At 47.6% G+C, this 25,865-nt stretch carries 16 protein-coding genes and 1 pseudogene; 7 read left to right on the forward strand and 10 right to left on the reverse strand.

Annotation, left to right across the window (positions count from 1 at the left end):
• The first annotated feature begins 531 nt into the window (after positions 1–531).
• The 5 genes from ACX6CI_RS23045 (at position 532) to aspA (ending at position 6,575) form a co-directional block, all read left to right on the forward strand.
• Complete coding sequence (locus ACX6CI_RS23045) at positions 532–642, forward strand: sigma 54-interacting transcriptional regulator (RefSeq protein ID WP_458778507.1); 111 nt, start codon at positions 532–534, stop codon at positions 640–642.
• A gap of 617 nt (positions 643–1,259) precedes the next feature.
• Positions 1,260–2,534 carry a dicarboxylate/amino acid:cation symporter gene (locus tag ACX6CI_RS23050; protein ID WP_458776001.1) on the forward strand — a complete coding sequence of 425 codons (1,275 nt, stop codon included), beginning with the start codon at positions 1,260–1,262 and terminating at the stop codon, positions 2,532–2,534.
• Between the two features lie 137 nt (positions 2,535–2,671).
• The gene (locus ACX6CI_RS23055; protein WP_458776002.1) at positions 2,672–3,190 is read left to right on the forward strand and encodes a hypothetical protein; all 519 of its coding nucleotides are present in this window, start codon (positions 2,672–2,674) and stop codon (positions 3,188–3,190) included.
• Between the two features lie 182 nt (positions 3,191–3,372).
• Complete coding sequence (locus ACX6CI_RS23060) at positions 3,373–4,680, forward strand: anaerobic C4-dicarboxylate transporter (RefSeq protein ID WP_458776003.1); 1,308 nt, start codon at positions 3,373–3,375, stop codon at positions 4,678–4,680.
• A 23-nt stretch (positions 4,681–4,703) separates the two neighbouring features.
• Complete coding sequence (aspA, locus tag ACX6CI_RS23065) at positions 4,704–6,575, forward strand: aspartate ammonia-lyase (protein ID WP_458776004.1); 1,872 nt, start codon at positions 4,704–4,706, stop codon at positions 6,573–6,575.
• Between the two features lie 363 nt (positions 6,576–6,938).
• Here aspA and ACX6CI_RS23070 read toward each other — a convergent pair whose 3' ends face one another.
• From ACX6CI_RS23070 to ACX6CI_RS23110, 9 genes and pseudogenes are all read right to left on the reverse strand, one after another.
• A complete protein-coding gene (locus tag ACX6CI_RS23070) occupies positions 6,939–7,376 on the reverse strand; it encodes an ATP-binding protein (RefSeq protein WP_458776005.1) in 438 nt (145 codons plus the stop codon).
• Positions 7,376–7,705 carry an STAS domain-containing protein gene (locus ACX6CI_RS23075; RefSeq protein ID WP_458776006.1) on the reverse strand — a complete coding sequence of 110 codons (330 nt, stop codon included), beginning with the start codon at positions 7,703–7,705 and terminating at the stop codon, positions 7,376–7,378. Before ACX6CI_RS23075 ends, ACX6CI_RS23070 begins: the two co-directional genes overlap by 1 nt.
• Before the next feature lie 10 nt (positions 7,706–7,715).
• Complete coding sequence (locus tag ACX6CI_RS23080; protein ID WP_458776007.1) at positions 7,716–9,728, reverse strand: SpoIIE family protein phosphatase; 2,013 nt, start codon at positions 9,726–9,728, stop codon at positions 7,716–7,718.
• 69 nt (positions 9,729–9,797) lie between these two features.
• The gene (locus tag ACX6CI_RS23085) at positions 9,798–10,805 is read right to left on the reverse strand and encodes an ABC transporter substrate-binding protein (RefSeq protein WP_458776008.1); all 1,008 of its coding nucleotides are present in this window, start codon (positions 10,803–10,805) and stop codon (positions 9,798–9,800) included.
• Between the two features lie 26 nt (positions 10,806–10,831).
• Positions 10,832–12,214 carry a phenylacetate--CoA ligase family protein gene (locus ACX6CI_RS23090; protein WP_458776009.1) on the reverse strand — a complete coding sequence of 461 codons (1,383 nt, stop codon included), beginning with the start codon at positions 12,212–12,214 and terminating at the stop codon, positions 10,832–10,834.
• A gap of 66 nt (positions 12,215–12,280) precedes the next feature.
• On the reverse strand, positions 12,281–14,035 hold the full coding sequence (locus tag ACX6CI_RS23095) for an MATE family efflux transporter (RefSeq protein WP_458776010.1): 1,755 nt from the start codon (positions 14,033–14,035) through the stop codon (positions 12,281–12,283).
• 178 nt (positions 14,036–14,213) lie between these two features.
• Positions 14,214–19,139, reverse strand: a complete 4,926-nt coding sequence (locus ACX6CI_RS23100; RefSeq protein ID WP_458778508.1) for an amino acid adenylation domain-containing protein — start codon at positions 19,137–19,139, stop codon at positions 14,214–14,216.
• A gap of 99 nt (positions 19,140–19,238) precedes the next feature.
• Positions 19,239–22,001, reverse strand: a pseudogene (locus tag ACX6CI_RS23105) (non-ribosomal peptide synthetase); the annotation flags it as partial.
• 479 nt (positions 22,002–22,480) lie between these two features.
• On the reverse strand, positions 22,481–22,987 hold the full coding sequence (locus ACX6CI_RS23110; RefSeq protein ID WP_458776011.1) for a rhodanese-like domain-containing protein: 507 nt from the start codon (positions 22,985–22,987) through the stop codon (positions 22,481–22,483).
• A 62-nt stretch (positions 22,988–23,049) separates the two neighbouring features.
• Here ACX6CI_RS23110 and ACX6CI_RS23115 point away from each other — a divergent pair, with 62 nt between their 5' ends.
• Positions 23,050–23,523, forward strand: coding sequence for a hypothetical protein (locus ACX6CI_RS23115; RefSeq protein ID WP_458776012.1), 474 nt, complete (start codon positions 23,050–23,052; stop codon positions 23,521–23,523).
• Here the strand turns inward: ACX6CI_RS23115 and ACX6CI_RS23120 are convergent.
• Positions 23,520–25,283 carry a TIGR01212 family radical SAM protein gene (locus ACX6CI_RS23120; protein ID WP_458776013.1) on the reverse strand — a complete coding sequence of 588 codons (1,764 nt, stop codon included), beginning with the start codon at positions 25,281–25,283 and terminating at the stop codon, positions 23,520–23,522. The two genes, ACX6CI_RS23115 and ACX6CI_RS23120, sit on opposite strands and share 4 nt — an antisense overlap.
• Before the next feature lie 260 nt (positions 25,284–25,543).
• On the opposite strand from ACX6CI_RS23120, the gene sbtA reads away from it, so the two are divergent.
• Positions 25,544–25,858 (forward strand): SbtA family thio(seleno)oxazole RiPP natural product precursor, encoded by a 315-nt coding sequence (gene sbtA, locus ACX6CI_RS23125; RefSeq protein WP_458778509.1) that lies wholly within the window; start codon positions 25,544–25,546, stop codon positions 25,856–25,858.
• Positions 25,859–25,865: the final 7 nt, after the last annotated feature.

Raw genomic sequence — 25,865 nt, forward strand, 5'->3', positions numbered from 1 at the left:
GAAAAGATTGATACCGTTGTAAAAACATCCCCTCCCAATGTACTTAACGACATACTGGGAGATTGTACTTATGAGGGAAAGCTTTGCATTTTATTTTTGCCCCATTGGCTTATCTCTTGTTAAAATAGGCATTCAATATAACATGTCAAATAAATAAATTACTAAAAATAAAAAACCATAATAGTAATATTAAGGATAGTGGAGAAGCTATGTAGATAGATCGGAATGTGTTATTTATGTATTTTAAATATATGAAAACGTATACTTAAAGTCTCGTTATGTGGGTGTGAGTGATGCGTTGCTCACAGTATGAAAAAATACTGAAATATTATAAGATGCACGCTATGAAATCCTTGAAGTATTGTTGTCCTCTGTGAAATTACATTTGTTGTGGTGTGGCCTAAAGTAACTTTTAATGTTGTTTGATAACTCACGAAGGTTCTCTCTAATGGAAACGAAAAAGGTACATTTACTGGAGCATCAGAAGATCGACTCGGTCGTTATGAGATGGCATAAGGAGGTACACTATCCATCGATATTCAGGTCAAACTTCTCCGAGCCATTCAGGAGCGTGCAATCGAACGGGTAGGAAGTTCAAAAATCATCGCGACCGATGTACATATCATTGCCGCTACAAAATAGGATCTTTATGGCCTGATCAAAAATAATTTATTCAGAGATGACCTCTACTACCGCTTGAAAGTATTTCAACTCAGCCTTCTACTATTGCGCGAACGGCAGACTGACATCCTGCACTTGGCTGACAGTCTCATTGAGAAGTTCAACAAGCTGCATAGTTGTTATATGTACGTAGTCTCTTGGTGTATTGTGCCTGTGGAGATATGGAGAACAGAATCAAAGAACAGCAATTTTTCCTTCTTCTCTCCAGTATTGCTTATGAGATTTTAGAAAGCATGCGTCGCCTCTGTTTAAGGTCCACAGAATTTGCTCGTAGCCCTCTCATGAAATATGCAGGCTAACCTGTTCGTTTTAATACCCTATTGCCATCCTCTTAAGTGAGGCAGTTTTGATAGCAACACTTTCCACGAAAACACCTCAAATTTAAATAACCAATACATGAAGGTTAATTGAGTTCAAAAAACGGTGTACCATCATACAATTATCTTGAGTCTTCTTTTTCAACCATATCTCTAACTAACTATTGCAGAATCTGGAATATTCCACTACATTTGGTGTGATAATAAACCGTTGATAAACCATTAGTTAACTTGGTTTCACCACTCACTATCACTAATCCTATGAAAATTTTATCCTGGTATTTCAAGGTAAGTCTTCTGTATAGAATACTGGCAGGACTTATCCTCGGTGCTGCTGTTGGTCTGGCCTTTGGTCAGGAGGTCGCCATTATAAGCCCTGTAGGTGATATTTTTGTAAAATTGCTCAAAATGATTGTTATGCCTGTGGTTATCTCAACCCTTATTGTAGGGGCCGGCTCAATCCATCCTGCGCAACTCGGACGTGTTGGCCTTAAAGCGCTGGGCATCTACATAATAACCACAGCTTTTGCAGTGGGTATCGGTTTATTCGTTGGTAATCTTTTCAGACCAGGACGAGGAATGGAGCTGAAGGAATCAGCTTCAGAGGCAATAAACCAGCCAGCTATGGAGCCGTTGTCCTTAGTGGACACACTCGTAAACATGGTTCCTGTAAATCCTTTTAATGCTATCACGACCGGACAGATTCTCCCAACCATCTTCTTCTGTCTTTTGTTCGGAATAGGGATAGCTTACCTGAAGCAAAGTGAGAATGAGCGAATAAACAATGCAGGGCATGTTATTTACGGCTTTTTTGAAGGTTTTGCCGAAGTGATGTACCTGATGGTTAACTGGATTCTTCAGTATGCTCCTATTGGGGTTTTTGCGCTTATTGCAGTTGTTTTCGGAAACCAGGGAGCTGAGGCATTTGGACCTCTTGGAATGACAACGCTGGCTGTTTACTTCGCCTTCTTCCTCCATATCATACTGGTTTATGGTGGCATGTTGTTGATCGTCAAATTGAGCCCTGTGAAATTCTTCAAAAAAGCAAAAGAAGCAATGCTTACAGCCTTTGTTACCAGATCCAGTAGCGGTACTCTGCCCGTAAGTATGGATATTGCGGAAAACGAAATGGGTGTAGACAAAGGGGTTTACTCTTTCTCACTGCCTTTAGGTGCAACTATTAATATGGACGGGACGGCTATCTATCAAGGAGTCTGCGCTATCTTTGTCGGTTTTGCCATAGACTCTCCACTGGCTTTTAATCAGCAGATGACAATTATTGCGACTGCTGTCCTTGCTTCAATTGGAACAGCTGGAGTTCCGGGTGCCGGTGCAATTATGCTGATGATGGTTCTCAACTCTGTAGGATTGAGTGTTGAACCTGGTACCAAGGTAGCAATGGCATATGCGATGATATTTGGGATTGATGCGTTGCTCGATATGGGTAGAACCATAACGAATGTTACTGGAGATCTTACCGTTACATGTCTTGTGGCAAAAAGTGAGAACCAGATAGACATGTCCAAGTGGGATTGAATTATAATTAGTGGGCAGCCCAGGGATTGTCTCAGCAGTATTTTCATAATTTAGATACTACGATTCCAGTGCAAACTTGCAGAACATTATCCATGTAAGAACTTACAAAAATATCTCTAGACAAAGGAAGGGACGCTATGGGGAGAAAAGATATAGTATTGCTCGTATTTACTGTTTGTGCCAACCTGTTTTTTATTATTCCAGGCAGTGTGGTTAGCTCTGGGAAAAGTGCTGAGTCAGGGAGATTTACCGGTACCTGGGTAGCCAATGGCTCAAAAGATGTTTTGTCCTTTGATGAAAGCCGGGAGACAGCAATCTTCAAATTATCCGGACATGTTAATTTGAAAAACCAAGTTGGAAAAGAATCCGACTATTGGTCAGAATGTATAGGACTTGCCGACACAGCGACAGGTAGTGAACTACGCTGTGTCTGGAGAAGTCTGAATGGGCAGGAAATTTATCTCACACTTGAGGGTGATCAGCTCTCCGAAGGAAATAATGTGACAGGGACGATTGTTGGTGGGAATAAAGCGGCAAAAGGAATAAGTGGATCCGTTATGTTCCAATGGTCCTCAATGTCTGCTCACTCTATTAACAATAAAAATAATATAGGCGGTTATGCTAATGAACTGAGTGGCAGTTATCAACTGCCATAAAGAATTTTAGTTTAGTGTTTTACCCCTTAAAAGCTGTAATAAAAAACATGAAATCAGGAAATGGATTCGAAATCGTACTCTTATAGCTAGCACCAGATAGCGACCGTAGTGAGACCTTCGAAGCATTTGTCCGGTCTTTCTTACCATTTATGGGTGAGCAATTTAATAAAAGGAGATGAGCAATGTGGATCGTGGAATTGCTGGTTGTATTGTTTTTTATCTGGCTTGGTGCGAGGCTGGGAAGCATAGGAATTGGTTTTGCTGGAGGGTTTGGTGTACTGGTACTTGGTTTTGTTTTTGGCCTGGAGCCTGGTTCCATTCCGACAGATGTCATCCTAATCATAATGGGAGTTATTGCAGCAATAGCAGCGATGCAAGAAGCAGGAGGGCTCGACTACCTGGTACAAATTGCGGAAAAAATATTAAAAAGTAATCCAAAATACATTACCTTCCTTGCACCTGTTGTTACCTATTTCATGACCCTGTTTGCAGGTACCGGCCATACAGCATTTTCTACCCTGCCGGTGATCGCAGAAGTGGCAAAACGTGAAGGTGTTCGCCCTTCAAGACCTCTTTCCATTGCAACCGTTGCATCGCAGATAGCAATTACAGCCTCACCAATATCAGCAGCAGTAGTCTTTTTCTCAGGGGAGTTGGAGAAGGTTGGTGTTGATTATGTTCAACTGCTTATGATTACCATACCCAGCAGTTTTCTTGCGGTGATGGTTGGTGCAGTTGTTGCCAATTTTATGGGTAAAGATCTTAAAGATGATCCAATTTATCAGGATCGTTTGAGCAAGGGGTTGGTTTCTTTAGCTCCGGAAGAAAAGGGAGAACATCAGTTACCACCCGAAGCAAAGCGATCAGTTATGATTTTTGCCGTGGCAATTGTCTGTGTCGTTTTTTATGCCACTGCCATCAGTGATACAGTTGGCCTTATCAAGGAGCCGGTCCTTGCTCGGGATCATGCAATTATTTCATTTATGCTAGCTGCAGCGACCTTGATCACATTCTTTTGTAAAGTTGAGTCGAAAAACATTCTCAATGCACCGACGTTCAAATCCGGAATGAGTGCATGTATCTGTGTGCTTGGTGTTGCCTGGCTGGGTACTACATTTGTGACTGCACATCTTGAAGAAATCAATGTTTTTGCCGGTAACCTGCTGACGTCAAAACCTTGGATGTTGGCAGTTATTTTGTTCTTTGCCTCGATGCTGCTCTACTCGCAAGCGGCAACGGCAAAAGCACTCATGCCTGCAGCTCTTGCTCTCGGAGTTAGTCCGACGGCAGCAATAGCAGCCTTTGCTGCAGTGAGTGCCCTGTTTGTTCTGCCGACATATCCATCCTTACTGGCTGCAGTTGAATTTGATGACACAGGATCGACTCGTATTGGAAAATATGTATTTGATCATCCCTTTCTGATTCCAGGTACGGTGACTATAGCAGCCGCAGTCATATTTGGTTTTGTATTTGGGGCGCTCATTCTTTAAATCGAACCCATAGAGGTAATGTTATGAAAATTGAACAAAGTATAATAAATAAAGCAGCAAAAGCGTCCGGAATTGACGCTGATGATCTCTCAGCCTTTTTAGCAGAAGGTGAACAGTGCACCTATAAACCGAACGAGTGGCTTTTTCAGGAATCAACTCCTCGGAAGTGGGCAGGCATCATTTTAGAAGGTGATGTGGAGTTAGTCCGTGGATTGCACGGGGCATCACGGCATGTCGGTACAATGATTGCCGGTGCTCTGATTAGTGAAGGTGCCTTTCTTGAAGGCGATTCTCACAGTAATGGTGGGTACACCAGAAATGGTGCAACTATCTGGCAAATTTCTGCAGAAAAAATTGAGTTATATCGCGAGAGCCATCCTGAATTATTTTACCGCATAGTGTCACGAGTTGCGGTCGGTATTAATAGACGATTGCGGGTACTCTCCAAGGAGTTGTACCGCAGTCGTACCAATTCAAATGTTACCGTAAGCGGTTTTCGTCTTGAGCACGATTCTCTTGGACAGAGAGAACTCTCGGATCATGTATATTATGGGGTCCAAACCCAGCGAGCCATGGAGAACTTCCCGATATCAGGTGTTTATATTAGTAATTTTGATCATTTGATTGAAGGGCTTGCTATGGTAAAGAAAGCAGCAGCCCTGACAAACAATGAACTGGGTACTCTTGATGATGGTAAAAGTGATGCAATATGCAAAGCCTGTGACGAACTCCTTGAGGGAAAACTACACGACCACTTCACTGTAGATATGTTCCAGGGCGGTGCTGGAACCTCTACGAACATGAATGCCAACGAGGTTATTGCGAACCGCGGTCTTGAATTGATGGGCTTTAACAAAGGAGAGTACGAACATCTTCATCCAAACGATCATGTTAACTGTTCCCAGTCAACCAATGACGCCTACCCCACAGCAATCAAGCTGTCTGTTCTCTTGTCGAACCGAAATCTTGTGCGGGCGATGGAAGAGTTGAAAGAGGCTCTTGAGAAAAAGGCTGATGAGTTCTCTGATGTTTTAAAAATGGGCCGTACGGAAAATCAGGATGCTGTACCAATGACACTCGGACAGGAATTCAGTGCTTACTCAGTAATGATCGATAGTGCAATAAAAGCACTGGAGAGGGCTACGTATGAGTTTCTTGACATAAATATGGGAGCTACTGCGATTGGAACAGGTATAAACAGTCCTGGAGGTTATGCGAATCTGGTAACGAAGAAGCTTTCTGAAGTTTCTGGGTTCGAGCTACGGAGGGCCAAGAACCTTGTGGAGGCTACTCAAAATGCTGGTATCTTTGTGGGGATGTCCACAACGCTTAAAAGAGCTGCTGTTCAGATTTCAAAAATATGCAATGATTTAAGGTGGATGTCTTCGGGTCCTCGATGTGGACTCAACGAAATTAATTTGCCGGCAATGCAGCCTGGTTCATCGATTATGCCTGGTAAAGTTAACCCTGTTATTCCTGAGCTTGTAAATCAGGTCTGCTATCAGGTAATGGGATACGATGCAGTTGTATCCATGGCAGCTGAGGCAAGCGAATTTGAGTTGTGCATGGCAGAACCAATCATTGCATATGACCTCTTGCACGGGATGATGATTCTTAAAAATGCCTGTGTTACGTTGGCATCCCGCTGCATTGTTGACATCCAGGCCAATCGAGATGTTTGTCGTAGTTATGTGGAAAACAGTATTGGTCTTGTCACAGCGCTTGTCCCAATTATCGGTTATGAGCAATCAGCATTAATAGCTAAGGAAGCTCTCAAAACCGGCGGTGGTGTCTACGAGTTGGTACTTCAAAAAGGGCTTCTATCCAAAGATGATCTTGATGAAATACTGAAGCCTGAGAACATGACTGACCCAAGAGAAATACCAGCTAAATAGCCTTGGCACTAATGGTCCTTTTCTCAGAGGAGAAGGACCATTCCAATCTTCCGATACTGCCTATCCTATGAGTTCAAAATGGATCCTGTATTACTGCTCACCTTTCTTTTATCCTCTGCAAAGTCCGAGTAATACAGGTCTTTTGGCAACAGCAAACATCTGAGAAGATGTGTAGCTCATTTGGGCAACGATTTTTGTTCCCTTTGCATGCACTGCAGATGTTAGTTCTGTCAACTATTGAATGGAATGCTCGGCATCTAATAAAACCATGTAACCTTGATGATGATCGCTGGCGGAAAACCATCTCTGCCCATGTATTCAAGTGTGTCGGAACGTACCTTTCTACTCTTCACTTCAATGATTTTAGATATCCATGTGAAAGCAGGCTGAAAAAATATTACTGTCTTCCTCTCTTCTATAACTGCAATGATCAGCCATTTGAATAACCAGAAAGATTCCAAGACCTCCTATGGGACGAGACTCCACATCCTCTTCAAGCGCAGGTGAATCGTTTGCCAAGGGGTTGAAGGGCGCACCCCAGTCTTGCACACAAATGCAGAGCATCTCATCAGCTGCTTCTCCAACACTTTGCTTTGAGCAGCTGATATTAACAGATGTCTTAGGCGCTGGGCGGGAGTGATTGACAATGTTGAGGAAAATCTCTTCCACCACCAGCTCAAGTTTTGCCAAGAGCAACTCAGGTGCCATGAGATCCTTAGCCTGACGGTGGACAAAGGATTTCACAGGTGCGAGGTTATCAAAGTCCGCATTAATACTGAGGTGCCCATCGGTTTCTTGCATTAGGCTCCGAAAGCCTCTTCAGCTGTGGCGGTTACGGTGAACATGGTGCCCAGACCTGATACTTGAAAGACCTCCTGTACCATGCCACTTAGACCACAAAACTGCATGGTGCAGCCTGCCTTTTTAGCTTTTTTAGCTGAGGAGAGAATACTTCGGAGCCCTGCGGAGCTGATGTATTCAAGCTCGGCAAGATCTACCACAACCATTTTTTCACCACCTTCTATAACCTGTATAAAGTCCTTTTCAAAGGCAGGAGCAGTTACGGCATCCATGCGGCCGTTTACCTGTAACAGGGTTCCAGTTCCTTTTTTCTGGCACAGAATATTCATTTTTATTTCCTTATGATTTATTGTTGTTGCCAAGGTATTGCATGGCAAGCATAGTTATGTCGTCTGATTGTTCGGCTCCACCTGTAAACTCTTTTAGAGCATCTTCAACAGTAGCGATGATCTGTTTGGCAGATTTTCCCTTACACCCGTTCATTACCTCCACTAATCGTTCTTCGGAATAGAGTTCCTGGTTACTGTCCATAGCCTCGGTGACTCCGTCTGTATAGATGAACAGGGTGTCTCCTGGCGATATTGTCATGGATTTTGTGGTGTAGCTGGTGTCTTCCATTACGCCCGCAACCAGTTCATTCAGCGGTGGAATCCACTCAGCATCTTTGCCCTTGGCCATGAGCAGAGGCGGGTTGTGCCCAGCACTGGCATAACGAACCTCTCCAGTGGTGATATCCATAACCGCCAGAAAGAGTGTTACAAACATACAGGATTCATTATCCTCAGCAAGATCATTGTTCACCTTGGCTAAGACCTCGCCAGGATCGAGAGTTCGTTCAGCCACCACCTTGAGCAATGTTTTGGTCACAGCCATAAAAAAAGCAGCAGGTACACCTTTGCCTGAAACGTCGCCTACGAGAAAACAAAAGTTCTTTTCATCTACAAAGAAAAAATCATACAGGTCACCTCCAACTTCTTTTGCGGGTTCGATAGATGCGTGGATATCGAATTCTTTACGCTCTGGGAAGGCTGGAAAGAGTTTTGGCAGGATACCCATTTGTATATCATGGGCAATGCGCAACTCCGACTCAATGCGCTCCTTGGCGGCAGTGGTCTCTGTAAGATTGGAGATGTAGCTGTTGATACTGTCTCGCATGGTTTGGAAGGCATTGGTGAGTTCACCCACTTCATCCTTTGAGGTGGTTTCGGGTAGCTCAGCTTCAAGGTTGCCAGATGCCATATCGTTGGCAGATTCAGTGAGTTTCCGAAGAGGATGGGTTATTCGGGTTGCGAGATAGGTGATGAGCAGTACCAGTACAATAAAGCCGAGAAGTCCCAGCGTTGCCACCTCTCTGTTTAGCCGCGAGACGTCGGCCATGATCTCCTTTTTGGGAAAGACTACGCCGATGGACCATTGCTGCTCCGAGAGCGGGGAGAAGTAGAGGAAACTGTCCCCTGTAAGTGGCATATCTTGCAACTCCACTACACCGGATTCTCCTGCCACCATCCTGCGGCCAACTTCACGTAACTGCTGACGCTCCAAGCTTTCAGCCGCAGTAAAGATTGTCTCATTCATGACAAGGTTGGTATTTGGGTGAGCGATGAAGGTGCCATAACGGGAAAGCATGAAAACGTAGCCGGATTCCTGACTGCTGAGGCCTGCGATGAGCTCCTGCACCCAGCTAAGCGAAATATCTGCAGTCACGACACCCTTAAGCGCCTTATGTACCTTATGCTCCTCCTGTATCCGGTAGAAAGGAACAGCATAGGTGGTCATCAGTTCATAGTCTCCGGCATTGTCGTAATATGGTTCAGTCCAGATCGGATGCTGAAGTTCGCTTGGAAGTTGGTACCAGTCCATGAAAAAATACTGATAATCTTCTCCGCCTAGCCGGGAAAAAATGATGTCGTTGCCGGAACGGTAATGATACGGCGCATAGTATTTACTGTCACTTTGAAACCCATATGGTTCAAAGGCAATTGCTGACCCATAAATCTCGGGATTGTCGATTAACACTCGGTGGCCCAGCTCGTTGACCTGTCTTGTTGTCAATCCTCCGTCTTCCAGGGAAAAAGAGATGGTATTCATCACTTTCTGTACAGCTTTGAAAACGCCGGAAATGTTCTGGGCCGTCGAAGCTGCAAGCAGTGTACCCCGTTCTTCGGCTAACGAGACGATCATCTCCCGCGAGACCGAGTAATTGTATCCGACGATGGCCGTCAGGATCAATGTGGCAGCGAGTAGTGTCAGGGATGCCAGTCGAAAACCTATGCCGTTGAGTACCTTGCCATTGAATCTCTGTAATAAATAACCAGAAAATAGGGAATTCTTTTTGATATTATATGGCTGCATAGAGCACCAGGTAGTAATAGGTCTTCGAGATTCTTATCCATGGGTATTGTTTTGTGTGCGAGGGGCGTCTCATTGTCTGGGCTCTTTGTAGAAATCGTTATAGGGAATATTGGTAGTTATGACACCGGTACGTAAGAGTTCAATTTTGGTGCTGTCAAAGTCAACAGGGTTTAGAACTGTTGTCAGTTGGGACTGTTTTCCGACCTGGATGATGTCTTGCATACGTGCCAGCATCCAGGTCTGGTGGGCTTTGTTTGCCCGGACTCTTTGCTCTTTCATAATGTTAAGGAGGGTCTCGACTGTCTCCTTAGGGTGATCGAAGGCGTATTCCCACCCTCGAACAGATGCGCGAACCAGAGCTGCAGCGGTATCAGGTGAATTTTTCAGGGTGGATTCAAGGCAGTAAATACCGTCTTCGGGTTGATTAAGATTCAGGTCACTGAATAGGAAGGTTGTCATCTCCTCCGGGTTTAAGCCATAGGCGATGAGTTGATGATATTCGTTGTACCACATGGCAAGGGTCGCATCGAGTCCGCCGCGCATGAAAAGTTCAAAAGACGGGGATTGGCGAACAAAGGTTACATGCAAGTTTTCCCTGAGGAAAAGGGATTCGGGTTGCAGCTGGAAGGTAGTACCCCAGGTGCCAATCCTGGCTCCTTCCAAATCACTGATGGTTTTTATGCCGGAATCTTTACGTGCCACGAGCATAAGGGCGGAACGGTGCACGATTTGAGCTATATTGACGAGTGGCGCACCTTTTGACCACCGCTCCATAGCTGTGGAGAGAAAGGTGGTACCAAATTCCGCTTGACCTGAGATTACCCTATCGATAGAGTCGCTGTCGGCATCACCGTGGAGAATTTCCACATTGAGACCATTATCAGTATAAAAGCCTTTTTCCTTTGCCATGTAATATCCAGCGAACTGGGTTTGTGGATACCATTGCAGGGCCAGTCGGACAGTTTTAACCTCAACGGCGCTGGCATCACTGGCAAAGAAGAAGGACAGCAGTAGTAGCAGAAAGGATAATGTTCTGGCAGAGCTGTGTTTTTGTATAGTTGGGTGATGTGTGTTCATATGTTTGTTTATGGCTAAACGTCCAGTTATCCAGGGAAATCTTTAATGTAGGCCTTCATCTTCTTGCCCCTGACAGCCCTTCGAGGCTCCTCTTCTTCGATGGAGAAGGTCACGTTCATAAGGCCGTGATTGACTAACTGTTTCTGGACCTCCTGGATAATCTGACGATTAACAGCATCCGGATTGACGTCTTTTAAATATTGTACCCGCATAACCAGTGTCTCCGGATTGGGCTGGATGAATTGGAAGATAGAGACACCTTCGATATCACAAACTGCATTGAGAAAGACGATGGGAGAAAGGCGGACTCTTCCTTTTTCGCCGTTAAACGACGGCATGTCGTCGGTTCTGCCTAGAATATCTACGTAAGGGAAGGGTAATCCACAGTCGCACGGGGTGTCATGGAGGATGACGCAGTCATCCACATGATAGCGGATTATTGGTTGCACCGCGTTCATCAGATTGGTGACGAGGATGGCATCGGACATGGTGCCGGTTGGTACAGGATTACCATTACTGTCAATGGGTTCTACGATGATCCAGTCGGAATTAAGGTGCATGTGCCCGTGGTCGCAGAGGATGGAAACCTCACCGCCCTCGGTGCTGCAGAAGACGTTGCCCACCGGGCAGGAAAATCGGTCTTCGATTAAGAGTCGCGTCTCATCTGTGAGCTGTTCCGCGCTACACAGGATGATCTTTGGTGCAATATTCAGTCTGCCTTCCTGCTGTTCACCAGCAAGGACTCGCAGGAATGAGGGATAGCCGGTGATGACTTCAGGCTGGAAGTCGTTGAGGCGTGCCACCATATCTTCAACCGGTTGACCGATGGACAGCAACAGCATGGTTCCGGTTATGCCTTCTTTCTCCAGTGCTGTCCTGCGTTTTTCAAAAGCGGTGAAGGCGGCGTGGTGGCCGCCTGTTGCCAATACGCTTGCAAATTTTACCTTGTTATCCAGTATTTCCGGAAAATTCTTAAGCAAGGGGCTCTTGTAGAGGCGGTCCATGAGGAGTGCGCCATTGATATTGACATGGCGACTGTCACGCAGCATCCGCAGCGGTTCGCCGGTGGTGCCTGATGTTGTGGATACACTGTATTTGTCCATAAACAGGTGACCCAATGTTCCCATATCGCGGATAAAGCTCACTAATGCCTCTTCGGAAAAATCGGGATCAGTGACCCAATCCTGCATCCGAGCGGTTAACTCCTGCTTGCTGACGGGCGGTAACTCGGAAAGAGAAGGGTTGTCTCTAAGGTGTGCGTATTTTTCCTGATAGAAAGCGGAATGTTTACGGGCATGATCCACGATGGCGGCTAAGCGTTCCTTTTGGAGTGCACCAATGGCTTCTCGAGAAAGAGAGTTGGCATCATGTACTAAGCTGAGTGCTTCCTGGGGGGTGATAGTTTTCATCTATATCCTCATCTGTATCTATCTGTATAGTTTTGTTTGCAGTGATGGTTACAATAGTTGCTATTCTTACGTAATATCAAACGTGAGTGTATAGTTGTTAAAGCCAATGGCTTGGGAGTGCTGTATCTCGCAGGTTTTTCCAAGCAACCTGGTAAGTTCTGCATTACCTGTGAGGGTGGAATGTTTGCCCTTATCACGCATGGTTAGGATGATGTTGTCTTCAAATACAGCCAGCGTTATATCCACGTAGCCGATCTCCTCTTGGCCGAATAGGTGTTTAAGGCAGACAGCCGTGGTCTCCCCAATTGTCTTTTGAACGGTAACTGGAATTCCGTACTTATTTTCAAGGGAGCCCAGAAACTCATCCAGCATCTGGAGTGTCTCTTCGAAGTTATCTCCTCGAGAGGTCGTTTCCATGCCTGGTCCCTTTGGAAGTTGCTCCTTGTCGAGCAGGAGTGGAGATGTATATTTCTGCGGGTTCTTTTGTGTTAAAAACAGGTAAGAAACTACGATCATGAGAATCGTCACTATTTCTGCCAGAGAAAATGCGATCCAGACACCGGAAATGTTCATAACCGATGATAAGACAAGGGCGATGGGGACCACCGCCGCTCCCTGCACTATGGCAATAGCTGTGGATAGTTTGGTACGACCAATGGTCATGTAATAGTACATGGAAAGAAATGTGGTACTGGTCCCGATGAGGCTAAGGGAAAAAATACGGATGGCGGGGATGCCGAGAGCGATGTCCGCCGTGTCACGGACGCCAAAGATCTCCAGAATCTGGGCGGGGAAAATTTCTAACAACAGTGTTGCCGCGATGCTGGCAATCATAAGGGTGATGAAGGCACGCCTGACAATGAAACGAACCCCTGTGTAATCTTTTTCTCCATAGAGCACACCGACGATGGGTGTCATCGCCTGGGCCGCACCGGATATGAACATGGAGACAAAGGAGAGGCAGGATATACAGACAGAAAAGGCCACCATCCCGGATTTGTCTGCCACAGCCAAAACGATATGGTTGATGGAGAGTATTTTGAATGTGATCAGGATGGAACCCATGGCGGCAGGAAAACCGGTTTTTACGATGGTACCGAGTTGACTCAGTAATTCGGACATGTGGGTGAGGGCGCCTGGGACAAAATGCAAGGTTCTTGTTTTGCTAAAAACATATGGCAACAGGCAGAGCGCGCCGATGAAGTATCCGGATACTGTTGCAAGAGATGAGCCGGCAATCCCCATATTGAATGGTCCCATGTAAACAAGATCAAGGGCTAAGTTAACAAGGTTTGCGACAATCAAAACAGTGGAGGCGAGTTTTACCTGTCCATCCACGCGGAGGCAGTAGGCCAGTCCAGGTACAATGACGATAAGTGGCGTGCCATACATGAGGACGTGCACGTAGGATTTCACCAGAGGGCGTAGGGATGGTTCCCGGGTTAATAGCTGGTTTATCTGGTCGATGAATGTCACCTGGCAGGCCAGGAGCAATAGGCTGATAAGGGCCAGAAAAAACAATACGGTGGTAAAGACGCTGTTTGCATAGTCTGGATCCCGCCTGCCCTTGGCGATGGAAATAAGAGTTGCTGCGCCCAGACCTAGACAGACCGCCACTGTGTTGTAGGACATTATCAGGGGCATGACGAGGTTGACGGCGGCCAGCGCGTCGGCGCCAAGCATATTGCCGACGATGATGCTGTCCACCACAATAGACATGGTGAGGGTCATGGCCATGAGGATGGTAGGAACAAAGAATTCCCAGTATTTACTGTCAAGCAGGGCGCTGTTTCGTGTTGCTGTTGTATTGGTGTCGTTCATATCAGTATCTTTCAGTCTAACCCCGATGAGAGGGATGAGTACCTTGCTGGTAAAATTAGCGTTACGATTTAAATTTCATTTCCTGAGTAAGGTACTAATCCCGGAGAATAGAAAATAAGCCGGGATAAGTACTTTCACCAAATTCATGTAAAAAAAACCAACATGAATTTCTAAAGTACTAAACAGCAACAAAGAGACGTTCCGCCTGGTCCGTTTTCATGTTTGCCAGTTGAAGCAGAGCCAGGCCCAGCTGTGGGTGACGCATGGTCAGCGATCGTACGTCTTCCAGGGTCAACTGGTATGCGTAACTGTCGTCCAAAGATTCAACCGAATTGATGGCATTCCCATCTTGAAGGACTGCTTCCTCACCCATACAGGAACCAGGCCCACCCACACGGACGGTCCCTACCCAGCCGTTGATATTGTGTCGATAGGTTTCGACCATTCCCTCCAAGACAACACGTATGCCATCCACGGGATTTTTTTCCTGTTGGAGCAAGGTGCCTTCAGCGAAATATTCTGGTCGTATGCGGGATGCTATGTCGAGAAGTGCCTTGTCGCTCAGGCTTGCAAAACCGGGGATACTGCTCAGCTTTTCGGTACGATCCTGCAGGGCGTGGTTTACAAAGAGACGCAGATCTTCCGGCTGGGGTTTCTTCCAGGTAAAACCACATCTGGCAAGCAGTTCAGCTGATCTCTCCACCCGGGTGATGGTGCCGGTTTGGGAGGGCGCAGACAACCAGTCCTGCCAGCCAAGGTGGAGCAAGATGCGTTCAATATACTCGTCAAATCCTGGACAGCCTGCATGACCTGCAAAAAACTCAATGAAATCATTAAAATCCATACGTTCCACACGCAGGCCAACAAGCGGATCTGAAAGTGCCTCCGAAAGAGATAGCAATTGAGGGTTATGAATGTGGAAGGTCTGACCCAAAAGTCCGGGACGGCTCATCAGGGTGATGATAGCCTGTGCCGACTGGTCCACATAGGAGAGATTGCGTACATCCATAAAATCCGGAGCAGCGCCAAGATTAACGTAGGCGCGGATCTGCTGGTAGAAGGCATTATCTTCCACGTTGCGCTGGAAGATACCGGTTTCTGAGTCACAGGCGATGTTGCCCGCGCGGTAGACGTTAACCGGAAAGCCTTCGCTGCGCAGTTTTTCCAAAATAACTTCTGCCTGCAATTTAGAGCGTATGTAGTTATTGCCCGACTGTTGCCCCATATCCACATCAAATTCAGTGAACAGGGCTCGGGTTCGACCTTCAATCAGGCCTGCCCCAATGGAGGTGGTGGAGATGTGATGCATGGTTTTGGGCATGCCCTTTCTGGCGAAGTCCGCCAAATTTTCCACACTGGTGATGTTGGCGTTTACAAATGTGTCCCAGTCACCATAATGGCTGGTGAGCGCTGCTGAGTGCAGGATGGTGTCAACTTCAGCTTCAAGTTTGTCATAGACCGCTTTATCCATGGCAAAACCCGGAACCGAGAGATCGCCTGTCAAAACTTCGATACGGCCAGCACCGTCGAGGCCAAGATCAGTCCCGAAACGATCAAGGTAGTGGTCTGCGAGTCGCATGTAGGCAGCCTCATTATCCTTGGCGCGGACAATGGCGGTTAACTTGGCTTCGGTGTTTTTCAGTAGTTCTCGGACAAGATAGATGCCGAGGGTTCCGGTACCGCCTGTGAGCAGCACGTGGTTAATCTTTTGGGTGGTATCGGTATCAAGGGCGATATCCATGGCACAGGCCCTGTCGTAACCTTCCAGTTGCGCGGCAAAGGCATCATCTTCACCGGGGGGTGTTGCCAACTCTTTGAGGCGGAGGAGGCGGGCAGAACGGCCTATCTCCGCTTCCTGGAAATGGCTTGCCTGGTCCGCAATGGTGGTGTGGGCAAAGAGGTCAGAGGCTGAAATGTCGAAGGTCTCGCTCAGATCGGCAAGCAGAGAGATGGCACTCAGGGAGTCACCGCCGATATCGTAGAAGGAGTCGAACAGACCAAATCCTCTGTGACCGAGAACGTTTTCCCATGCCTGCACTATACGGGCTTCCTTTGGGGTTCGAGGTTCCAGGGGACCAGCTGAGGATGTTGTGATCTCAGGACGCGGCAGTTTTCCGCGATCGGTCTTGCCATTTGGATTAAGTGGCATCTTGTCGAGCTGGACGAAGTGGGCGGGAACCATGTAGTCCGGTAGGCTCTTTTTGAGGGACGTCTTAATTGTGTCCATTTTAAGTTCGGTAGTGGCCGTACAATATGCTGCCAGTACCTTGTTGCCGCTGGGCTCTTCCAAGGGGATGATGACACAGTCGAGTACGTCGTCCATCTCCTTGATCCGAGATTCAATCTCGCCCGGTTCAACCCGGTAGCCACGGATTTTTACCTGGAAGTCCATGCGTCCGATGAAGTCGACTGTGCCGTCATCGAGCCACTTTCCCTTGTCCCCCGTACGGAACATACGCTCGCCTGGTCGGAAGGGATCTTCCACAAAGTGTTTATCTGTCAGCTCCTGGCGATTGAGGTAACCGCGACCCACCTGGGTGCCGGATACGCAGATTTCGCCGGGAACACCGATGGGGCAGAGCCGCCCCCTGGAGTCTAGGATGTAAATATTCGTATTTGCAACGGGAAAACCCACCGGGGGTTTGGGCATGAGGTCTTGCACATCGTAGCTGAGACAGGCCATGGTGGTTTCACTGGGCCCGTATTCGTTGGTGAGGCGAAAATCCCCTAGACGATATGACTTGAGGCGGTCGCCACCAACAACGAGATATTTAAGAGAGGACATGTCACACATCTGCATGAACTGCTCGGCAAACTGGGTCGGAAAATGGGCGTTGGTGATACAGTTTTCCACAAAATATGCATCAAGATCCTTTGGAGAGAGACGCATGTCTTCTGCGATGACGTAGAGGGTCGATCCTGAGGTTAGCGGTGCAAAAACCTGGGCTACGGAGACGTCGAAGCTAAAGGCGGCGAAGGCAGCACAACCCGATTCAGGTGTCATCCTGTGATGGCTGGCGTACCAGTCAATGAAGTTAACCATGGAGTGGTGTTCGATGAGAACACCCTTAGGCTTGCCAGTTGAACCTGAAGTGAAAATACAGTAGGCGAGGGAGTCGCCACCTATGGCAAGACCCGGGTCACTGTCATCTAAAGGCAGATCTCCGTTGATGGTGATACCAGTACAATCAAAATCGATACCATCCAGTTGTGCTTTGGTTCCGACAACACAGGGCGCACCCGTGTCTCCAAGGATAAATGCCACCCTGTCAGCTGGATAATGGGTGTCTAGTCCTACGTAGGCAGCACCTGCTTTTAAGGCGGCCAGCATGCCCACCACAGGCCATGTGGATCGATCTGCCACTACGGCGACAATGCTATCTTTTGTGGCTCCGGCCTGAGAGATAGCACGGGCGGTGCGGTTTGCAAGTCTCACCAGTTCAGCGTAGGTCAGACTGCCGTTCTCAGCGGTTACCGCGATATGGTTCGGTCGTTCTTTTGCATGTGCGTCAATGGCCTGACACACCGTTGGCCACTGCGGTGGAGGAGTCGGGCTCGGATTAAACTGTTGGAGCAGGGCTATACGTTCTTCAGTGCCAAGCACCTTGATGGCATCAATGGCAACATCTGGGTCGCCTGCAACGGTTGCAAGGATGGAACAGAGATGACCGGTCAGGCGGGCAATGGTCTCGCGCCGATAGAGAGAGGTGCGGTAGTCAAGCTCGAGGACGAGACCATTGTCGTCTTCTTCCACGGCAATGGAGATGTCGAATTTGGCGGTGCCTGAACCCAGGGTGCCGATTTCAGCGTTGAGGTCGCCCAGGTCAAAACGGTTGCTTGCGCCAATGTTGCGCATGACGAAGTTGATGTCAAAGAGAGGATGTCGCCCCGGCCCACGATTGGCACCGAGATGTTCGTATAGGCTCGATATTGGATACTCCCCATGTTCGTGGATTGCCAGTAGCTGCTTCCTCGTTTCTTCAAGCAAGCTGGCAAAACTTTTAGTACCTTCGGGGCGGATACGCGTTGGCAGGGTGCGCACAAACATACCTATGATTCCGGCGGTACCTGCACGGTCGCGTCCGCTCATGCTGGTACCGATACAAATATCTTCACTGTCCGACCAGCGTCCGGCCAGGATGCCGATGGCCGCCATGAAAATCTGGTGCAGGGTGGTTCCATGGGCTCTTGCAAGCTGTCGTAGTGCAACTGTGGTCTCGGTGCCAAGCTGGTGGCGGTAGTGAGCGCCTGCAAAATCCTGATGTCCTGGCCGGATGAAATCTGTTGGCAGTTCTGATTCCGGTGGGGCCTCAAATAGCTGGTGCCAGAAGGGCTGGTGCCGCGCAGTGATCTCTTCAACCCGGTCTGCTTCCCATGTCGCCACGTCTTTTTGCTGGATGGGTAGCGGTTCGAGGGTTTCTCCACTATAGAGGGCGAATAACTCCCGCAGGTATATACCGGTGGACACGCCGTCAAAGACAATGTGATGGAAGTCAAGGAGCAGCCAGTGGCGACCATCCGTATGGGCCACCAGTTTGGCATGCATCAGGGGTGCTCTCTCGAGGTCAAAGGGCCTTGAAAAGCCTGCTGCAAACTCGGCCGGATCGTCACTGTCCGTCTGACTAAAATCGAGTTTAAGATGGGAGCTTTCGTTGATATACTGCATACATCTGCCGTCCTTAATGGCAAAAGATGTACGTAGCGCTTCGTTTCGATCAAGGAGTGTCAGCAAGGCGCTGGAGAGACGCTTGTGATCAAGTGGTCCATTAAAGGCGATGCATAGCGGTATATTGTATGCTGTGCCGATGCCCTTCATTCGACTGAGAAGATACAACTGTTGCTGGGATACTGTTGCTGGATAAGCTTCTGCCGGTTCAGCGGGGAGAATTGTTTCTCCAGAGATCTTACCGCTTTTAAATCGGGCAGCCATCAGCCGTGGCGTTGGGCATTCGAAAATAGTGGCAAGCTCAATCTTGTAATCCAGCTTTTTTTCCACAGTGACTTGCAGCGCCACCGCCTGGAGAGAATCACCACCACTGGTGAAAAAGTTTGCCTCTACACTGATCTTGTCCTGGCCAAGAACCCTGGCCCAGGCATCGCACAAATCCTGTTCGATACTTGTGTCAGGAGCGACGTATTCCTCTGTTTTTTCCAAAGTCGCCTTGGGTTCAGGCAACTTCTTCCGATCGATCTTGCCGCTGGGATTGATGGGCATGGCATCGAGATGGATCATGTGTGCTGGAATCATAAACGGTGGCACCTTGCCGTCGAGTCCAGCTGTTACAGCTTCCGGTTCGATATCGCCGCAGATGTAGCCGCATAAGTAGACGTGGCCGGCCTTGTCTTTGAAATCGCTCACAGCGGCCTCTGTGACGCCTTGAATTGAGAGTATCGCGTTCTCAATTTCTCCAAGTTCAATACGAAAGCCACGCAGCTTCACCTGTCTGTCCATGCGACCCAAATGAAGGATGTTGCCCTCGGGTGTCCAGCAGGCAAGGTCGCCGGTTCTGTACATGGTCTCGCCGGGGGTAAAAGGATCGGCCACGAAGCACTCCGCAGTTTTCTCCTCAAGATTATGGTATCCCCGCGCCACGCCAGGCCCCCCGATACAAAGCTCCCCGCCATAGCCCGGAGGCTGGGGGTGACCGTGCTTGTCTACAATGTACATACGGAAATTGGGAAGAGGCCTGCCGATGGGAATGTTGTCCGTAAGTCCTGTGACCGTGTGCTGGGTTGCATAGATAGCGCATTCGGTGGGACCGTACGCATTGAGGAGCCGGTAGTTTCTTCGGGTGAAGATACGCATCTTCTCTCCCCCGATAACGAGGGTGTGCAGGGATTTGTTATCCATGAAATCCATGAACTGTTCGCCGAGTTGGGTGGTTAAAAACGACCAGCTCATACCATGTTGCTCGTAGTAATCATTGAGGTGACTGAGAGAAAGGCGGATTTCTTCCGGGATGATGTGCAGCTCTGCACCGCTCATGAGGGCGATGAAAACTTCGAGCAGGCTGGCGTCAAAGGAAAAGCTTGCGTGCTTGGAAATCTTATCATCCGGGGTTATTCCATGATCTCTAATACTTGCGTTAATAGTGTTACAGATGGCCCGGTGTTCTTGCAATACACCCTTGGGATTACCGGTGGAGCCGGAGGTGTAGATAGCGACACACAAGTCGCTTGGAACATTACGGTTTTCAATCGGAGAGTCATCAGAATCATAGATGGCGGGATCATCGAGGTTAACCACAAGGGCATTACCAAAATCCTTCTCCGCAATAAAGCGTGATTGGGTGAGAATGAGCGGGGCGGCGATGTCGCCGAGCATAAATTGGATACGGGAGTCCGGATATTCGGCATCGATAGGCATGAAGGCGCTACCGCTCTTAAGGATGGCGAGTTGGGCGACTATGATGTCGATGGACCTGTCTGCCAACAGGCCAACCACCTTACCCGGTCCCGATCCGTGATTCATAAGTGTTCGCGCCATACTGTTGGAGCGTTTATCAAGTTCTGCGTAGGAGAGTTTTTCTCCTCGGTGGACAACTGCAATGTGGCCTGGGAATCGGCGTGTTACATCAGCTATAGACTGGTGCAGGGTGGTCTCCACCTCCCAGTTTGCATCGGTTTCGTTAAAATCTTGGATTAGTTTCTGACGTTCGGCTATGGATAAGAAATCGATTTCACTGACCTTGGCCTCAGGAGAGGCTATCCCCTCCATTATTGCCTGTTCGAGGTGCTCGACGAGCTCCTCAATTCGCCACTTTTCGTACATTTCCGTGTTATAAACGACAAGGAGATCAATGGTGGTATCGTTTACCTGGGATCGGTGTGGATAGGTCAGGTATCCTGCAAGGGAAATCAGAGATTCACTAAGATGGTGGACGGCGGCTTCGGTGTTATCGTTATAGGGCGAACGAACCATTTCGACGAGTGTCATGGAGACGAGATCGGGCGCTTCGCCAAACTGTTGGCGAAGATCACTCATCAGTTTATCGTATGGATACCGCTGATGAGTCAAGGTGTCACGCACGCACTGGCTGGCATTGTTCACTAATTCGTTAAAGGTGGCCTCCGGGTCTACCTGGAGCCGCATGGGGGCGGTGCTTACGAACATACCCACAGATTTATACAATTTTCTAGGGGAGCGATTAGCGGTGCCCGTACCTATCACAATATCTTCACGTTGCAGGGTTCGGGCCAGGACGAGGTACATTCCGGCGAGGACAACGCGAAAAACGGACACCTTCTTATCCGTGCAAAACTGAAGAATAGTTTTTGCGTTTTTGATACTGAAACGGTGGTTGTGGCTGGTTGTGGCTATTGACTCGGGAACGGGCTTACCTGAGAGATCGAGCGGGTCGGGTAACGTTTTGAATACATTCTCCCAGTAGCTCTTGTCTTCTTTATACTGGGGTGATGAGAAATATTTTTGTTCGGAATCATAGGCTGTCTGAAGGGGGGGGGCTTCTGGGAACTCGATGGTTTCACCATTTTCAAGCGCTCCGTATGCTTCAACAATTCGGCGGAAAATCATATCACTGGAGGTGCCGTCAGCCAGAATATGATGATACACACTAAACACATAGGCTGTTTGGTCACCAACATCGGCTATCCCTATTCGGTATGGGAGGGTATCGAGCATTGGGACTGAAGTTTCTGCTTGTTTCTGTGCCCAGGTGAGATATCCCTGTTCACCGTCCCGCGAGAAATCAAGTATTTCAATTTCAGGCTGAAGGTTTTCGTCAATGCGTTTGAACACTTCACCATTTTCTTCGGAGAAGACAACATGCAGTCCAACCGTTTGTTCAATTACCAGCTGTAGTGCTTTTTGTAATCTCTTGATATCAACCAGTGTGATTCGAAGAGATATAGGAACGTTCCACATGGAAGAGGTGGGGTGCAGCTGTTGGGTGAGATATATCCGTCTTTCCGCGTGAGTGAGAGGAATGCTTTTATTTTGTGTCATTCTATAACCTTGATAGTGTGAAAGTAGTCATCGCCTGGTCAACCCAGTACATATACTATCAAAGAACAAACCCTAAAGTAAAATGTATCCTTTGTTTAATAATTGTAATAACGATATATTAGTGACTTGGGTCTGAAGAAAAACCTGCATGGCCTCAGTCTGTCTGTGTGATAATGGAATCATCTTGGTTTGTTTCAGGATGCAGTCAGGTAAGGGGGAAGGATATGGAGTACAACAAGTCGAAATGAATCGGGATAAGTGCCTCGAAGGTCTCACTACGTTCACTATCTGGCGGTAAGACTAAACGTACGATTTCAACATCAATTCCTGGGTTTCTTACTTTGTGTGATTGGATTTTAGGAGTAAGGCACTAACCCCGATGAACGGGATAAGTGCCTTGGTGGCAACAATCAACTTCACGATTTTAAATATTGTTCCTGAGTTTCTTGTTTTTTAAACAGAAGTTCAGGAGTAAGGCACTAATCAACCTCGTATGCGTGGAGGGATTCATCAAGGAGGCGGCCCCATTTTTTGTTGTATGGGTGGACGACTGTCACATCCTGTTCCCCACGTTTGAGAGGGTAACCTTTATTTGCCCACTCAAAGATTGAACCGCGCAGGTTTAATACAGCGGTGTAACCTTCCTTTTGCAGATCTTTGGCAAAACCTGCAGAGCGAAGTCCAACAGAGCAATAGACAACGATTGTGCTGTCTCTTGGTACGTTGATGTTTTTTATATCGGTTATGTTGATGGCTCCTGGAAGATGACTTATCCTATACTCTTCTTTCGGCCGAACGTCGATTATGGAAATCTCTTGTTCGATTTTCAACTGATTGTAGAGGGAATCGGTTGTAATTGAGTCAATGGATGGATATAGCTTATCTATCTGGCTGTTAATGGATGTCCAATCGTATTTTTGCCAGAAGAAACCACAAAGTAAAAGAATCAGCAGCAGAAAAAGTATATTTTTAAAGAATGTAGCCATGGTGAGTGCCTGTTTGAAGTATTTCCAGAGTGTTCATGCATTACCTACATTGTAGAGGGTGTATGCAAAATTACAATAGAGAGGTTATCTCGATGATTCAGGTACTAGGGGCTGGTCGTAATTGTCTGTTGACTGTAGGCATTGTTGTCTTGTTGCTCTTGATGTCGGGTTGTGCCATGAAGAATCAACGTGTCGGCCAAGACAAAAGAGTTACCCTTGCAGGGAAGACAACCGCCGCTGAAACCTATAAAAATGGTCCATTAACGGTGAATTATGAGTATAAGCGAGTAGGAGATACACTGACTATCTCCGGGAGTGTAGGGTTTCCCCGGAGTGTTGATTCCCTGGATGTTCGAATATTCTTCCTGGATGCTGAAGGATTGGTCATCGGCAAATCACTGGTTTACAGCTCCGGGTATCGCTCACTTGCAGGAAGAGGATCAGCTAGAACCTTCAGACGAAATGTTGATATTCCTGATGGAACCGTGAGTTTTTCTTTTGATGAGACGAGTAGAGACCGGACAAGTCGGCGTTAAGTATTACTCTTGTGCGCCGTTATTTCATACTCTCGTGCTCGAAGAATCTCTTTGTTTGTTCTGGTTCCGCTGGGATCTCTATATGGTACGCCGCGACTTGTTGTCATCAGAAAAAGATCTCTGTCAGGGATAGCTCGTGATACAAGGGACCCATCTTGCAGGGCAATGGTTCCTCCACGCTCTCTACCAAATGGGTCTGTTTCTCCAATGTAAAAGCCCGCCTCTGTAAATCCTGAGCGTACCGGAATAGCGGCACAGTATGTAAGCAACGCTCCATCATCTCTGAGAAGTGGTTTGAGTTTCTTGAAAAAATCAACTGTCCACAGTTCACTGTTTCTCTGGGTTGAAAAGGCATCCAGCCAGATCAGATCAAATTGCGCATCAAGTTGTTGCACCGTGTGTCTGGCGTCACCCCAGTTAAGTTGAATGGAACAGCCGTTTTCCTGCCAGTATCCTATTGTAACAAGAGTTTCCAGGCAATTATTCCAGTCGAAATATTCGTTTTCTTCCCGCAGTTCTAAGGCAGCCTTGGCTACCACCGTGCTATCCATCTCCAGAGCTGTGATATGGAGCTCTTTGCCAAGTTTCATGGCCTCATCACATGAAAGTAGACTGTTGTATCCCAGACCAAAGCAGATATCGAGTAAATGGACAGGTCCCTGTTGCAGTCGTTGCCACAGATTACCTGGACGCAAATATTTTTTTTCTGCTTCCGAGCGAGCACCGGCAAGGGTGTGATAGTGCTCTTTGATTGTGTTGTTATAAAAGGTGACTGAACCATCGTCAGTTGTAACGGTCATCTCGGAAGTTTCATTTAAATGCGCGGCTCGCACTGGGCTTGAAGCATCCCGAAGGGCACTGCCCTGGGTTATTCCCCTGGCCCTCATCTGTTTGGCGAGATGCTTTCGAAACTGGCCCTTTGACATGGTCCAATGGGGAGCGAGGAGCATGTCAGCCACTGTGTCAGTCGTAAGACGAATAAGGGGGATGTGCGCTGGGATATGGGGAAGGATCTCTATGAGAAGATCACTATACTCATGTTCCAGATAGAGTGGGAACGGCTCCTTTGCGTATTGTCGTGCAAGTTCGGTATTTTTTATAATATGGAGATTATGCAGCTTGATGGCATCAATGGGAAGTTTGCAGACTGTTTGTATGGTCTCTTTCATGTCCCTTGCTGTTTCACCGGGCAGACCAAGAATGAGATGAACTGCAACAGAAAGACCAATTTTATGAAGCTCTATTATGGCATCATGACTGCTTTGCCAGTTATGTCCACGATTGACCCTTTCCAGGCTATGGTCGTGACAGGTCTGGACACCAAGTTCCACCCAGACATCGACCTTTTTGTTGAGTGTTTGAAAGTAGTCAAGAACATCTGGTCGTAAACAGTCAGGTCGGGTGCCAAAAGCGATGGCTCGTACTCCCTCGGTTTCAAGGATGAGCTCAACCTGCTCTTGAATAGTGGTAAGTGAGGCAAAGGTGCTGGTGTAGGTCTGCAGGTAGGCCATGAAAGCAGAGCCCTTATATCTCCGCCTGGCAAATCGAACACCCTTATATAGCTGTTCTTGAATATCATCACTTCTGCCAAGTTGCACTGCACGGACCCCATCTTCGGGGCAAAAGGTGCAGCCCCCGGACCCGTCAGCCTGTCTGTGCGGACATTTTCCACCAGTGTCTATGGGCACCCGATATAGAATTTCTTCGTATCGTTGTTTCAGGTAATCGCGGTACTCATAGATATCTAGTTTGGAGCTCATGGTTATATCGGGTGGAGTGAGAATGACGTGGTTGTGTTGATATATAGATGTGGGGATAGTAATCCTCTACTGAGACAATGTAAAGGCAGGATTGGGGTTTATAGCCCCTCTTGATTTAGTCCCTGATTTTGTGAGTGAACTGCAGAAATTTTTGTGGAATAGTTGACATCTTCTTTTGGATAGGGCAAATTTATCTATAGGTGGAGCTGTACTGATAGGGTTTGCCTATCGACTTTTCATAAACATCCACAAAGGGAGGCATTATGAAAAAAGAAGTAAAAAAAATACTGGCTAGCTTGGGGGTTGCTGGTTTGATCAGTGCGGGCGGAGTGACATTGCCAGGACATGCCGCGGGAAGTGGCTGAGGCGCAAAACCCAGCGCAGGTAGCGCTGACACGAACAAATCTGCCGGGGCCAGTGGCTGAGGAGCGAAAAAATCCGACGCCGTGAGCGCAGGTCAGGAGCAAGCAGAAAAAGCAGGTGAGGCAGTAGAAGACGCAAAGAAGACCGTAGAGGAAACAAAGAGCAAGGCCGAAGAAGTGTTGCCAAAGAAAAAGGCGGCTAAGAGCGGCTGAGGCGGTT

It is taken from the genome of Desulforhopalus glucosivorans, from assembly GCF_054397165.1.